The sequence below is a fragment of the Psychromonas sp. CNPT3 genome, assembly GCF_000153405.2.
Classification (GTDB): domain Bacteria; phylum Pseudomonadota; class Gammaproteobacteria; order Enterobacterales; family Psychromonadaceae; genus Psychromonas.
Genome location: NC_020802.1, coordinates 3,003,728 through 3,016,975, shown reverse-complemented (window position 1 = coordinate 3,016,975; position 13,248 = coordinate 3,003,728). Strand labels below are relative to the sequence as shown.

Annotated in this window: 12 protein-coding genes; 9 read left to right on the top strand and 3 right to left on the bottom strand. The window is 37.9% G+C overall.

Going from position 1 to position 13,248, the window contains the following annotated elements:
* Window positions 1-288: 288 nt before the first annotated feature.
* The gene (locus tag PCNPT3_RS13285) at window positions 289-648 is read right to left on the bottom strand and encodes a DUF1422 family protein (RefSeq protein ID WP_015466366.1); all 360 of its coding nucleotides are present in this window, start codon (window positions 646-648) and stop codon (window positions 289-291) included.
* Between the two features lie 337 nt (window positions 649-985).
* Here PCNPT3_RS13285 and sthA point away from each other — a divergent pair, with 337 nt between their 5' ends.
* Window positions 986-2,416 carry a Si-specific NAD(P)(+) transhydrogenase gene (gene sthA, locus PCNPT3_RS13280; RefSeq protein WP_015466365.1) on the top strand — a complete coding sequence of 477 codons (1,431 nt, stop codon included), beginning with the start codon at window positions 986-988 and terminating at the stop codon, window positions 2,414-2,416.
* On the opposite strand, the gene nudE is transcribed toward sthA, so the two are convergent.
* Window positions 2,413-2,976, bottom strand: coding sequence for an ADP compounds hydrolase NudE (gene nudE / locus PCNPT3_RS13275; protein WP_015466364.1), 564 nt, complete (start codon window positions 2,974-2,976; stop codon window positions 2,413-2,415). The genes sthA and nudE overlap by 4 nt on opposite strands.
* A 255-nt stretch (window positions 2,977-3,231) precedes the next feature.
* Here nudE and yrfG point away from each other — a divergent pair, with 255 nt between their 5' ends.
* Window positions 3,232-3,879, top strand: a complete 648-nt coding sequence (gene yrfG, locus PCNPT3_RS13270; protein WP_015466363.1) for a GMP/IMP nucleotidase — start codon at window positions 3,232-3,234, stop codon at window positions 3,877-3,879.
* Here yrfG and PCNPT3_RS13265 read toward each other — a convergent pair.
* Window positions 3,876-6,389: a penicillin-binding protein 1A gene (locus PCNPT3_RS13265; protein WP_015466362.1), complete on the bottom strand. Its 2,514-nt coding sequence runs from the start codon at window positions 6,387-6,389 to the stop codon at window positions 3,876-3,878. The genes yrfG and PCNPT3_RS13265 overlap by 4 nt on opposite strands.
* Window positions 6,390-6,569: 180 nt before the next feature.
* On the opposite strand from PCNPT3_RS13265, the gene pilM reads away from it, so the two are divergent.
* From pilM to aroB, 7 genes are all read left to right on the top strand, one after another.
* The gene (gene pilM / locus PCNPT3_RS13260) at window positions 6,570-7,628 is read left to right on the top strand and encodes a type IV pilus assembly protein PilM (RefSeq protein WP_015466361.1); all 1,059 of its coding nucleotides are present in this window, start codon (window positions 6,570-6,572) and stop codon (window positions 7,626-7,628) included.
* Window positions 7,628-8,197 carry a PilN domain-containing protein gene (locus PCNPT3_RS13255; RefSeq protein WP_015466360.1) on the top strand — a complete coding sequence of 190 codons (570 nt, stop codon included), beginning with the start codon at window positions 7,628-7,630 and terminating at the stop codon, window positions 8,195-8,197. The genes pilM and PCNPT3_RS13255 overlap by 1 nt, the downstream gene beginning before the upstream one ends.
* Complete coding sequence (locus PCNPT3_RS13250) at window positions 8,184-8,756, top strand: type 4a pilus biogenesis protein PilO (RefSeq protein ID WP_015466359.1); 573 nt, start codon at window positions 8,184-8,186, stop codon at window positions 8,754-8,756. The genes PCNPT3_RS13255 and PCNPT3_RS13250 overlap by 14 nt, the downstream gene beginning before the upstream one ends.
* Complete coding sequence (locus PCNPT3_RS13245) at window positions 8,753-9,271, top strand: pilus assembly protein PilP (protein WP_015466358.1); 519 nt, start codon at window positions 8,753-8,755, stop codon at window positions 9,269-9,271. The genes PCNPT3_RS13250 and PCNPT3_RS13245 overlap by 4 nt, the downstream gene beginning before the upstream one ends.
* A gap of 18 nt (window positions 9,272-9,289) precedes the next feature.
* Window positions 9,290-11,509 (top strand): type IV pilus secretin PilQ, encoded by a 2,220-nt coding sequence (locus PCNPT3_RS13240; RefSeq protein WP_015466357.1) that lies wholly within the window; start codon window positions 9,290-9,292, stop codon window positions 11,507-11,509.
* 152 nt (window positions 11,510-11,661) lie between these two features.
* Window positions 11,662-12,177 (top strand): shikimate kinase AroK, encoded by a 516-nt coding sequence (aroK, locus tag PCNPT3_RS13235; protein WP_015466356.1) that lies wholly within the window; start codon window positions 11,662-11,664, stop codon window positions 12,175-12,177.
* Window positions 12,177-13,247: a 3-dehydroquinate synthase gene (gene aroB / locus PCNPT3_RS13230; protein WP_015466355.1), complete on the top strand. Its 1,071-nt coding sequence runs from the start codon at window positions 12,177-12,179 to the stop codon at window positions 13,245-13,247. The genes aroK and aroB overlap by 1 nt, the downstream gene beginning before the upstream one ends.
* Window position 13,248: the final 1 nt, after the last annotated feature.

The window sequence follows — 13,248 nt, the reverse complement described above, 5'->3', positions numbered from 1 at the left end:
CCTGATAAAGGATCTGCGCTAACAGAGGTATAAACGTGGCTTATTAACATCAAAATTAAAGGGGATATATTTTAGGTAACGCATTCGCTTTGGGATCTTCATCCCAATTTAGTTATCTTTTTGGCATGCTCATCGCGAAATAATAGCTGTTTTTTTTATCTGTCATCTTTGTGTGTATATTGTGTGCATCTCGTTATGTTAAAAATCGAGATCAGATATTTAACATAAAAAGGATGCAGTTAAGAACTTAGGCGAATCAATGTTTTTTTGTCTTTTTATATCAGTTGCTTATGGTTCGTAATGTTTATTTCCAAACATCAGTCTATACATCAACCAGATACATAAAATCAGTATCATGATCACGGAAAATAAATTAGAGCCTAACTCGGGGTGTAGTGCGCCGGTGTAAGCATGGTAAGAAAACAGACCGATAAAGAGAGTCGCCCACGCGGGACGAATACTTTCTTCATGGTTATCGTTAGCAATATATAACGCATAAAAACGATCACAGGAAAAAATCAGGGTTAAGAAAGCAAAAGGCGATAAAGGCATTAAACTCACCGTTAGCATAGAGAAGCAGGCACTTGCAGATAAACCGATAATAAAGGTGTAAATCAGCCAGCGTAGTGAGACATTATAATTTTTCATGGTGGTCGCCTTAAATATTCTGCTTTGAGCAGAGGATAGCCGGATCAAGCCCGCGTCTTTACTTCTCTGTATTTTGTATCTATACCATTGTATCACACGATAAAAATATGCCATGCATACTCTTCGTATGCAAACTTGGGGTGTTAATACCAAAGGAACTAAAAAGGTTACCCGTCTTGCTTGTTGAAATTATCTCTACCTGCGTTGTGAGTTTTGAAGTTAGAACAACTATCTCCTACAACTCACGCCTTGCTAGTGTTAATTTTTCCTGCGCAATACATGAAAACTTAATTAATTCCTTTGCTATAAGAGCCATCTTTTATATTTGAGGATCAAAATGTCTGCAAAAAAACAAAAAACCACCCATTCCGTTAAATATGATCATGATGTTATTATTATTGGCAGTGGACCCGGAGGTGAAGGTGCTGCTATGCAACTTTCTAAAGGGGGCGTTAATGTCGCGGTTATTGAGAAATATCATCAAATCGGCGGAGGCTGTACGCATTGGGGCACTATCCCTTCAAAAGCATTAAGACATAGTGTCAGTCAACTTATTGAACTTAAAAATAATACATTATTTACGCAAGAGTACCATTACAAACAATCTTTTACTTTTGCGGATGTTTTACGCCACACTGAGAAGGTGATCGCTAAGCAAGTACGCATGCGCAGTGGTTTTTATGATCGTAATAATTGTACTTTATATTTTGGTGAAGCCTCCTTTATAGATGAGCATACATTAAGTATCAAAAATAAAGATGGTAGCATTGAGCAGATAACCGGAAAAAGTATTATCATTGCCACCGGATCTCGTCCTTATCACCCGAAAGATATTGATTTCACTGCTTCTAACATTTATGACAGTGATACTATTTTATCCCTTGATCATCATCCTCAGCATATTGCGATTTATGGTGCAGGTGTTATTGGTTGTGAATATGCTTCTATTTTTAGAGGTTTAGGTGTTAAAACGGATCTTATCAACAGTCGTGACCGATTATTGTCTTTTTTAGATGCAGAAATGTCAGATGCGCTTTCTTACCATTTTAGAAATTCAGGTATTATTTTACGCCATGACGAAGAATATGAAAAAATAGAGAGTCTTGATAAAGGTGTTATTTTACATTTTAAATCAGGTAAAAAGATGAAAGTGGACTGTTTACTTTTTGCTAATGGGCGCGCCGGTAATACGGATAAATTAAACCTATCAGCGGTTGGGTTAAAGGCCAACGATCGTGGGCAATTGTCGATTAATGATCATTACCAAACCACTCATTCTAATATTTATGCGGTTGGGGATGTTATTGGTTATCCTAGTTTAGCCAGTGCAGCTTATGATCAGGGGCGTATTGTTGCGGATGTTATTTTAACTTGTGAAGATCCTAAAAAATTGATCCAAGATATTCCGACGGGTATTTTTACGATACCAGAGATAAGCTCGGTTGGAAAAACAGAGCAAATGTTAACCCAACAAAAAGTACCCTATGAAGTCGGACGGGCGCAGTTTAAAGATCTGGCGCGATCGCAAATACTGGGATCTGATGTAGGCAGTTTAAAAATACTCTTTCATCGTGAAACAAAAGAGATATTAGGCATACATTGTTTTGGTGAGCGCGCCGCTGAGATCATTCATATTGGCCAAGCCATCATGGAGCAAAAGGGTGCGGGTAATACCATCGAGTACTTTGTGCATACGACTTTTAATTATCCGACCATGGCAGAGGCTTATCGAGTCGCAGCTTTAAATGGTTTAAATCGATTATTTTAAGTATTTGGAGCGCGTAGTGTTTTTAGTGCGAGTAATAGAGCACTAATATTACGTGCCTCTTGAAAATCATCGCGCTCTAATAATTCATCGATATTGGCAAGGGGCCATTTTATTACTTCTAATGGCTCAGGTTCATCGCCTATTAATGTTTTAGGATAAAGATCAAAGGCCATAAAAAGAGTCATTTCACTGTTAAAGTAGCTGGGAGCCATGATTATTTTTTTTAATTTTTGTAACTTCTTGCTGGCAAACCCCACCTCTTCTTGAAGCTCGCGATTAGCGGCTATCTCAGGGCTTTCGCCGGGATCAATTAACCCTTTTGGAAAACCTAATTCATAGCTATGGGTGCCCACCGCGTACTCGCGGATCAAAAGCAAAGTATTCTCATCATAAAACGGCACAATAAGCACAGAGCCTAAGCCTGCGCTCTTCATACGTTCAAATTCGCGGCGCTCACCATTACTAAATTTTAATTGCACCGATTCAATATTAAAGAATCGACTTTTGGCAACAGAAGTACATTTGATTATTTCTGGTAATTTATTTTTTGAGTGGCGCATATCTTCTCCCTGTCGAGACGTATCTCGCGTAGCCGCCTGCTTTATACCTATGATACTTCAAGATGCAAAATCAGCAAGCTCAATTAGAGCTCAGCTCTCTTAAAGTGAACCGCGTCTTCTTATAAAGTTTAACGTGTGTTTAAAGGTAATATTGTAGATTGAGAAATCTATAATGGACTTATTTTATCGATGTCTCTTTTCGTGTATGGTGTTGCTCTTTGTAAATTGCTCACTCGAGGTAGGGATTTAAAGGTTATGAATATTAACAAAGATGTTGATTTTATATTATTAGATATGGATGGCACACTATTAGATCTTCACTATGATAGCCATTTTTGGTTAGAATTTATCCCGCAACAATATGCAATAAAAGAAGGGCTATCGTTAACCCAAGCGATAACCTATGTTTACGCGCAATATGCCAAGGTCAGTGGTCAATTAAATTGGTATTGCCACGATCATTGGTTTAAAACACTGGGTTTGGATATTAAAAAATTACAACATATGACCAAGTCTAAAGTGAAACCTCGAGTGGATGTTCTTTTGTTTTTAGAGCATTTGAAAACATTAGATAAACGTGTATTTATGATCACTAACGCACACCGTAATAGCGTTGAGATGAAGATGCAAATGACAGGTCTAAGCCCCTATTTTGAAAGGATCATTTCCAGCCATGATATGCAAATAGCCAAAGAAAATAGGGAGTTTTGGACGCGACTTGAGAAAGATTTTAAGGTGAATTTTGTGCGCAGTTTATTTATAGATGATAGTGAAAAGATTTTAAAAGTGGCAGAAAATTCAGGCGTGCGCTGGTTGCGTGGGATAAATACACCCGATAGCACTATCCCTGCACAAGCGATGCAGGGATTTAAAACGATTAACTTATTTTCTGAGCTTCTTTAAAAAATCTCACTTTCTTCTGCATTTTCACTGTTTGAAGAGGTGCTTGGATCTGCATATTCAGTGGGCTCTGTGCCGTTGGTAAAGAATTCAAAACGGCTGTGATAATCGGTTTCTTTACTGAGAAGCCCGCTTTCACGATCAATGCGTACTGTGCCGATATCTTCTGGCATAGGCGCCATATATTCCGGCTGATCTAAACCGACGTCTAGCATAAAACTGTTCCATGCAGGGAGTGCAGTGCGCGCACCAAATTCACTGCCTGAGATTTGATTTTTATCCAGATTACTGTTCCAGCTTACTTTGCCTAAATTTCGATTGAAATTATCAAAACCGACCCAAGAAGTAGCGACTATTTTACCGAGATAACCCGCAAACCAAGCATCTTTAGAGTCATTAGTGGTACCCGTTTTACCACCAATATCGGGGCGTTTTAAGGCGGTCATAGCGCGCCAACCTGTGCCATTCCAACCGGTATTATTACGCCAGCTTCCGCCTCCCCAAATTGCAGTTCGTAGTAATTCACGAACTAAAAATGCATTTTCAGAGCTAATACTTTGTGGCGCAATTTGATCTTGTGCAACGGGTGAGATAGCGCATGTTTGGCTATCATTTTCAGGTGCTATCAGCGTGTTTTGTGACGCTTGGTTATATAATTTATTACAATCAGGACAGACTATTTTAGGTTGAGCTTGATAAATGACCGTACCCAAGGCATCTTCGATGCGTTCAATAATATAAGGTTCAACTTTATAACCGCCATTGGCTATCATTGCATAGCCAGTCGCAAGGTTTAAAGGTGTGATCGAAGCCGATCCCAGCGCCAAAGTTAAATTATGCGGAAGTTTCTCTTTGTTAAAACCAAATTTCACCAGCTGATCAATCACTTTATCGACGCCTAAATCCTGTATTAAACGTACAGAGACGACATTCTTAGATTTACCAAGACCTAAACGTAAGCGAATAGGACCATCATACACAGGTGGTGAGTTCTTAGGGCGCCATGCAGTGCCACCTGTCCAATGATTGATTGGGGCGTCGTTAACAAGCGTTGCTAGGGTATAGCCATTATCGATAGCTGCAGAGTAAATAAAGGGTTTTATAGTAGAGCCTACTTGGCGTTGTGCTTGTGTTGCGCGGTTAAATTTACTTTGTACAAAGCTAAAGCCACCTACCATCGCGGTGATAGCCCCATCTTTTGGATCTAATGCAACAAAGGCACCACTGACGTCGGGATATTGGGATAATAATAGTCCGTTATCGCTATATTGCACCCAGATTTGATCGCCGGCTTGAACAATATCACTGGCAACTTTAGGTGCTCTGCCTTGGCGTTTATCATTAATATAACGGCGTGCCCATTTTAAACCATCCCAATTAATAGTTTGTAATTTCTCTGGCATTTTTTTACTTTGAACTTCGATCGATTGTGCATTGACGTTAAGTACAATCGCCGGGTAAAGATCTGCAAAGTAGGGCTGTTTTTTTAAATAATCACGGATTTTTTCAATATCCCACGCAGGCTCAGGTGCTTCCCATAATGATTTTTTCGCGCCACGATAACCATGGCGTTGATCATACGCGTGTAAGTTGGTAATAAGGGCTTGATTTGCCGCTTTTTGATATTTTTTATTGATCGTGGTGTAAACGTTAAAGCCATCATTATAGCTTCGATCAATACCATATAATTCAATTAATTTATGACGCGCCATTTCTGCGACGTAATGTGCGGATAATGTGATCTCTGCACCATGGTATTTACTTAAAATTGGGGAGTTAACCGCGTCAGTGTATTCTTGTTGAGTTATATAGTTTTCTTCAAACATGCGCATTAATACAAGGTTGCGACGTTTTTGTGCATTACTTGGAGAATAAATAGGATTCAAGCGTGAAGGCGCTTTAGGTAAGCCTGCAATCACTGCCATTTCACCTAAAGTTAACTCTTGTACTGTTTTTCCATAATAAACTTGGGCTGCAGCTCCAATACCAAAAGCGCGGTGACCCAGTGATATTTTATTTAAGTACAGCATTAAAATCTCATCTTTACTGAGTATTTTTTCGAGCTCAATAGCGATAAAAATTTCTTTTATTTTACGAATAAACGTTTTTTCGCGGGTTAAAAAGAAGTTTCGTGCAACCTGCTGGGTAATGGTACTTGCGCCTTGTTTGGCTTTTCCTGTGCTCGCGTAAACGAGGGCCGCGCGTACTATTCCAATAGGGTCAATGCCAAAATGTTGATAATATCGGTTATCTTCTATGGAGATAAATGCATTGATAAATTGCTTGGGAACCTGATCAATCGTCAAAGGGATGCGCCGTTTTTCTCCAAATTGCGAGATCAGCTCTCCATCAATACTAAACACTTTCATAGGGACTTGTAGTTTAATGTTTTGAATACTGGCAACATCAGGTAAGTCGCTTTTTACATTGTAATAAACACCCGCGATAGTTGCTGCGCCGAGTGCCGTTAATAAAATAAATGTAAAAAATAGGCGTTTGATCCATTTCATCATCGCATATGTCCTCAAAGGGTGTTTATTGATCTTGGTATATAATTATGCACAGTATATAGTGATATTAAGGGAGATAAAGAGGGAAATTTGAGTTATATATTGAATTGTAAAGAATTTGCCTTTATTGTTAACCCTTAAATTACATTTAGTTCACTTTAAAAGACAACTAGCAAGGATGTTATGTTTTTTTCTATTAAAAAAATTAAAGCAGACGCAGTGATCGGTCTTGATTTTGGATCCTGCTCTATTAAAGCGATTGCGCTGAGTAAAAAGCAAGGAACATGGTGTGTAGACGCAAGTGCCGAAGTACCACTCACTCCTGGTTTAATTGTTGATAGTCGCCTTGAAGATATCAGTAAACTCTCTAAGTTAATTAAACAACTGCGTAAAAGCTTTCCGCGTGCCACTAAAAAAGTAGCGATCGCTGTTACTGGAACGGATGTGATCACCAAAATTTTGAGTGTGAATGCCGATTTGACCGGTTTAGATCTCGAAGCACAAATAGAGATGGAAGCTGAAAATAGTATTCCTTTTCCCCTTGATGAAATTTTCCTCGATTTTGAAATTCTAGAAGCCGACGCCAAAAACACACAATTACATAATATATTACTCAGTCTTGCCAGGCGTGAAACGGTAATGTCTCGGGTTAATTGTGTCGAAGAGGCTGGATTGACTGCACATATCGTAGATATAGAAAGCCATGCTTTAACGCGTGGCTGTGAATTGTTGATTTCAACTGAAGAAATGGAGCAAGGCGTTGCCATTATTGATATTGGCGCATCACAAATGATGTTAAACGTATTGCATCAGGGGCAAATTATTTTTTCACGTTCAAGAAATCATGGCGGTGCTGTCTGCACGCAAATGTTAGTTGAACATTATGGTATTACTTTCGAGAGGGCTGAAAAAAATAAAATCAGCCGTGATTGGGAAGATGATTGCATCGAAGAGGTTATCACGCCCTTTGTAAACTTAACGGCAAAAAATGCGCGTTTTGATTTACGTATGTTCAGTAATACATTAAATCATATTCACATAAGCAAAGTTATTTTAACGGGTGGCTGTTTATTAATGCCGGAGCTTGTCACCCAATTAGAGGCAGAATTGGACGTGTGCATAGAGGTCGCTCAACCCTTTAAAGACATGAAATTTAAGTGTGATAAAGATAAAGCCAAATTACGGCGCAATGGGGCAAAATATTTAACGGCAATTGGGCTGGCATTAAGGGGAGTAAATTAATGTCAAATATTAACTTATTACCATGGCGAGATGCTGCAAAAAAGAAAAAGAAACAGTTCTTTATTACTTTGCTTTGTTTGAGCTCTTTGTTGATGCTGTCTTTATCTTATGTAAGCATGTTGTATGTCGATGATTTGATCCAAACGCAGCAGCAACGTAATAATTACTTAAAAACTGAAATGACGATCATTGATATACGTATCGCTAAGATAAAAAACATCAAAAAAGAGAAAAAGGAATTAGAACGGCGCATTAACTTGATCCAAAAGTTAGAGCATAAACGTAATGGGGCCACGCGTTTATTTAATATTTTAAGCAAAGAGGTTCCCGAGGGGATCTATTTAAAAAAAGTTTCATTTGTTAATAATAAAGTGCTGGTACAAGGCGAAAGTGAATCCTATAACCACGTATCAAATATGTTACGAAAAATTGAAGCCTCTGGATGGCTGGGTGATGTAAATATAAATTCAATCGTGACAGCAAATGATACGGATATAAAATGGTATCAATTTTCTATGGAATTTAAGGTGATAGGTAATCAAAGGAATGTGAATCATGGATCTAAATGAATTAGATTTTGAAAATGTAGGCAGTTGGCCCGCCTTATACCGTGGACTTTTCATTGCATTTTGTTGTGTTTTAATCAGTGGTGCTTTCTTTTATTTTGTCACTACTGCGCAATTAGATGAATTAGAAGCGGAGCAAAATAAAGAATTTATCCTTAAAAAAGATTTTAAACTTAAAGCCGCATTAGCTTCTAATTTAGAAGCCTATCAAGAACAAATGATAGAGATCCATGTCATTCTTGATGAGCTTATTCAAAAGCTACCCAGTAAGAAAGAAATAGCGAGCTTACTCGACGATATTAGCTTTATCGGAGCAAATAACGGCTTATTATTTAAAAGTATTAACTGGGGGGCATTAAAAGATGCGGAGTTATCCGTCGAGGTGCCGATAACAATAGAGGTCGAAGGTAATTATCAGCAATTAGGGCAGTTTGCTGCAGATATAGCCGCGTTACCACGTATTGTTATTTTAGATCGCTTGCTTTTAAAGAAGACAGAAAATGGGACTTTATCCTTAAACGTTATTGCAAAAACGTATCGTTATAAGGGAGATAAGAAATGAAAAAGTTATTATCGGTATTAGTGCTTTTTTCTCTTTTTTCTTGCAGTGATGAAAATAATGAGGATTTACATGAGTTTGTGCAAAATACAAAATCTTTGACTTATCCCATCCACGATAAGATCCCAGAATTGAAAAATATAGACGCATTAATCTTTACCGAAACCCTCGGGCGAGACCCTTTTGCTACGCCTTATTTAAGTGCCGCAAAAGATCACGGTTTACTGCCGAGCAAGTGTCCTCAGCCAAATATTCAACGCAAGAAAGGAATATTAGAAAGCTATCCTTTAGATAGGCTTGCTATGAGTGGTACTGTACGTATTAATAAAACATTATTTGCTTTGATCCAAGCCTCCGGTGGTGAGTTATATCATGTGAAAAAAGGTGATTATTTGGGGTTAAATCAAGGGAAAATCTCAGATGTTAGTAATAAAAAAATAGAGTTAGTCGAATTAATCGCAGATAATACAGGATGTTGGCAAGAAAGATCGACACAAATAATATTGCCATCTGAATAAGCAGGGATGAATGAAATTATGAGCTTAGTAAAATCAAGAAAAAATATTGTGCATTTATTGGCCGTGCTATTGTTGTTTTGTAGCGTTCCTTTATTTGCGAGCACGCAACTGAGTAATGTTCAGGTTAATCCTCTTATTGATGGCCAATTTGAATTACAATTTGAATTTACAGAAATACTTGGAAAATACAGCGATAAATTACATTATAAACCTGATCAGTTGATTGTAGATATTGACGGTGCTAATTCTATTTTAGCAATAAACCCCATTGTAATTGATAAAAAATCAATTAAGTCAGTGACGACTAAACGAACAGAGCAAGGTTTACGCTTGCTTATCTCCTTAAAAAAATTAATGCCTTATTATATTGTGAAGAAAAAAAATCTTTTGTTGATCCGCTTTGGAAATATAGATATTAATAAAATAGATAAGGGAGCCTCAGAAAAAAAGGATGTTTTATTAGAATCTATTATGCAAAATGTACAGAGTTTGCTTAATAAGAATAGTTCAGCATCGAAACTTAAAATGATACCCGTGGTAGTACAGGCATCTATACCCGCACAGACATTTAAATCAAGTGAACCTAAGTTAAGTGAACCTAAGCCCGAGAAGCTTAAAAGTAAGATGTCTACACGTAGTACTATTACTAAAACGCCGAGTGGTTACATTAACAACATTGTTGCTTTTGACTTTAAACGATTATCCAAAGGCCAAGGCGAATTCTCTATTTCTTTAGAAAATTCTAGCGTAGCAGTTGATATAGAGCGTAGAGATAAGCAACTTATTGTGCAGTTCAAAAGTACGTTTATCGGTAATGAACAACTGTATATTATGGATGTGTTAGATTTTGCAACGGTGGTTGAAAACGTTGAAAGCTTTACAGAAGAAGGTAATGCTCGCTTTGTATTCACCATGAATGACGAATATAACTATGAATATGATCAGTTAGATACACTATTTACCCTTAATATTTACAAAAAAACAAAAGCAAAAAAACAAAAGAGCTATGAAGGTAAAGCGATATCTCTTAATTTCCAAGATATTCCGGTGCGCACCGTATTACAATTAATTGCTGATTTTAATAAATTTAATCTCGTTATTACGGATTCTGTGGGCGGTAATATCACTTTGCGCTTAGATGATGTGCCTTGGTCTCAAGCGTTAGATATTATTTTAAAAGTGAAAGGCTTAGGTAAGCGCATACAAGGCAATATTTTAATGATTGCGCCCGAAGCTGAGCTTGCTTTGACGGAGCGCGAACAACTACAAACGAACAAAGCTGTTTTAGAATTGGCGCCGTTATATCATGAGTATATTCAAATAAATTACGCGAAAGCGACCAATATAGCCGCTATATTATCTTCTGGAGACGTGAGCTTATTATCGGATAGAGGCTCTGTAAATGTAGATAAACGCACTAATATGCTACTTTTGAAAGATACAGCAAGAGTGATTAAAGCCGTAAAAAACATGATAAAAGTGTTAGATATTCCCGTTCGTCAAGTTGTTATTGAAGCGCGAATGGTGACAGTGAATGATTCCGTAGGAGAAGAGTTAGGTATTCGCTGGGGTAACTCCAATGTTAATGGTGATTTATCTACAAGCGGAAGTTTAGATGGCCTTACTAATGGGTCACTCGATGAACGTTTAAATGTTAATTTACCTGTTGTTGGCGCTGCGGGGCGTATCGCTTTTCGTATCGCAAAACTCGCAAGTGGTAAAATATTAGACTTAGAGTTATCCGCTTTAGAAAAAGAAAATAAAGCTGAAATCATCGCGAGTCCTCGTATAACCACCGCAGATCAACAAACGGCATATATTGAGCAAGGTACAGAGATCCCTTATGTCGAATCAGCCTCATCGGGCGCGACAGCAGTGAGCTTTAAAAAAGCGGTACTTAGTTTACAAGTGACGCCACAGATAACACCAGACAATAAAATCATTTTAGACTTAGTGATAACTCAGGATTCTAAAGGGGATGTTATCCCAACCGGATTGGGTCAGGCAGTATCAATAAATACCCAAGAAATAAAAACACAAGTACTCGTGGGTAATGGTGAAACAATCGTTCTCGGTGGTATTTATCAACAACGGATCATAGACACTGTTCAGAAAGTGCCTTTTTTAGGTGACATTCCTTTCTTAGGTGCTCTATTTAGAACGACCATCAAAGAAAACCGAAAATCAGAATTACTGATTTTTGTAACACCAAGGCTGGTAATGGAAACGCATTATTAATCGATAATAAAAGGCTAAAATGTAATATTTTGGCTTTTTTTTCGCCTTTATTAGTTAAAACTTGCAATCCATGAGTAACAATTGCGATAATGCGCAGCACTTCTTTTTTTAAAGGAACTTTCCTGTAATTAATTATTGAGTAAAAAACCAACATGGCAGAACAACGTAATATTTTCTTAATTGGTCCAATGGGGGCTGGTAAAAGCACAATTGGCCGTCACTTAGCACAAATGCTACATCTTAATTTTCATGATTCAGATGCTGAAATAGAGAAAAAAACCGGTGCGGATATCGCCTGGGTTTTTGATGTGGAAGGCGAAGAAGGATTTCGAACTCGTGAGCAGGGTATATTAGATGAGCTCACTCAAAACCACGGTATTGTCTTAGCGACAGGTGGAGGCGCTATCATTCGCGCTGAAAATAGAAATCACTTATCTGCGCGTGGTATTGTTGTTTATTTAAAAACGAGTATTAATAAGCAATTAGCAAGAACATTAAAAGATAAAAGACGCCCATTATTGCAAACAGATGATCCGCGTGTGGTGTTAGAGGCGTTAGCGAAAACACGTAATGCTTTGTATGACGAGGTTGCGGATTACACTATCGAAACGGATGATCAAAGTGCCAAAGTGGTCGCCAGTCAAATTATTTCATTATTGGATTTTTAATGGATACATTAATTGTAGAATTAGGTGAGCGACGCTATCCAATTTATATTGGAGAGGGGTTGTTACATAAAAAATCATTATTTGAAGGTGCTATTGCAGCGAAAAAAGTAATGATAGTGAGCAATGATGTTGTTGCTCCCCTATATCTACAAGCATGTAAAAAATCACTTGAAAATTTTGAGGTTGATGAGGTTATTCTCCCTGATGGAGAAAAGCATAAAAATTTAGCCTATTTTGAAAAAATTTTAATGGCGCTATTAACTAAAAAACATGCCCGTGATACTACTATCATCGCCTTAGGTGGCGGCGTTATCGGTGATATGGCAGGTTTTGCTGCCGCATGCTATCAACGTGGCATTGATTTTATACAAGTACCGACCACTTTACTTGCCCAAGTTGACTCTTCGGTAGGTGGAAAAACGGCGGTTAATCATGCATTAGGCAAGAACATGATCGGGGCGTTTCATCAGCCACAAGCCGTGATCATTGATATCGATTGCTTGCAAACGCTAGCACCGAGAGAATTTGCAGCCGGTATGGCAGAAGTCATTAAATATGGCATTGTTTACGATCAGGATTTCTTTACCTGGTTAGAAGATAACATTGCTGAAATTAAAGCATTAAAACCAGAAATAATGACCTATTTGATCAAACGCTGTTGCGCTATTAAAGCGCGCGTCGTTGCCGAAGATGAAAAAGAGCAAGGTGTACGCGCATTACTTAATTTAGGACATACATTTGGTCATGCGATAGAGGCCGAGCAAGGATATGGAAACTGGTTACATGGTGAAGCGGTTGCTGCAGGTATGGTCTTAGCCTGTAAAATGTCGAGCTTACTTGGTTTGATAGATAACTCACAAGTGCAACGCGTTTGCCTGCTACTGACCCATTTTGATTTACCTGTTAATGCACCTTCTTCAATGGATTTTTCCTCTTTTATGGTACATATGCAATTAGATAAAAAAGTATTAAATGGGAAATTACGCTTTGTTTTACCTACAGACATTGGTTGTTGCGGTTTATTTGATAATGTGACAGAGACGCAACTTCGCTCTGTTATTGAACATTAAA